The following is a 945-nucleotide window of genomic DNA, read 5'->3' as shown; positions in this document are numbered from 1 at the left end:
AGTAGACTGTATCATGGTGAGGGGACGTACCTTGGAAACTGAGTTTTCTGGCTTCGACAACCAAAAAATACCTGCTTTCAAAAGCTTACGCTACCTTCACCACACCCCCATGAATTATTCGGGTTAACTCGTCCGAACTTGCTAAGCTGACCAAGCTGCAACGCGTTACAGTCGAACAATATCTGGATATCCTGATACGGTTATCGATGCTCACCAAGCTGGGTGCCTGGACATCGGGTGAGGGCAAGCGGGAGATCAAGAACCCAAAATATCATTTCGCAGATTCAGGCATAGCCTGTGCCTTGCGTCGTTTCACTGAAGATACCTTCACCATCGACAACAATCCGCAAGCCCTAGGCAGTCTGCTTGAAAGCTTCGTTCTGAACGAGATCCAGCGAGCCGTCCCAATGCAGGATGCTGACTATCGGCTCTATCACTGGCGCAGTGCAGACCGGCGGGAGATTGACATCCTGATCGACGGGGGCAGCCATCTGGTCTGCATTGAGATCAAAGCTTCTGCATCGATCAGCGGTGATGACTTCAAACACCTCAAATGGTTCTCAAAAGACGGGCCCGGTCACAGCAGAACGTGTACAGGGATCGTGTTTTATTTGGGCCAAGAAAAACTCACCTTTGGTGAAAGAAATTTTGCTCTCCCAGTGAGTGCCCTTTGGAGCGATATCAATGCTTAGGTTGCTATATCAAGCCTCATAAGACCCGCCCTGGTCTGCTCTCATCGTGACGCGGTCCGAGAGCGTAGTCATTAAAAAATCGCTGAGATTTGCGCTACTACTTTAGCGATAGTGATTGCATAGAAAGGGATTGCCAACTTGTTTGCAGTGCGGCGCTTGGTTAGGCATTGGGTATGAATATACCGTCCTCCATGCCGCGCTTGAAAGGCTACCGATTCCCTCGTGAAATCGTTGCATATGCCGTCTGGGTCTA

General features: G+C 49.8%; 1 protein-coding gene and 1 pseudogene. Both read left to right on the top strand.

Features of this window, described 5'->3' with window-relative positions; all coding sequences use genetic code 11:
• The first annotated feature begins 113 nt into the window (after positions 1-113).
• On the top strand, positions 114-692 hold the full coding sequence (locus BHD06_RS22740; RefSeq protein ID WP_307718140.1) for an ATP-binding protein: 579 nt from the start codon (positions 114-116) through the stop codon (positions 690-692).
• A 173-nt stretch (positions 693-865) separates the two neighbouring features.
• Positions 866-945 (top strand): annotated as a pseudogene (locus BHD06_RS23485) (IS6 family transposase); the annotation flags it as partial.

The sequence above is a fragment of the Roseovarius sp. A-2 genome (genome assembly GCF_002072155.1).
Classification (GTDB): Bacteria; Pseudomonadota; Alphaproteobacteria; order Rhodobacterales; family Rhodobacteraceae; genus Roseovarius.
Note: the sequence above shows the minus strand (reverse complement) of the source record. Positions and strands in the feature narration are given on the sequence as shown.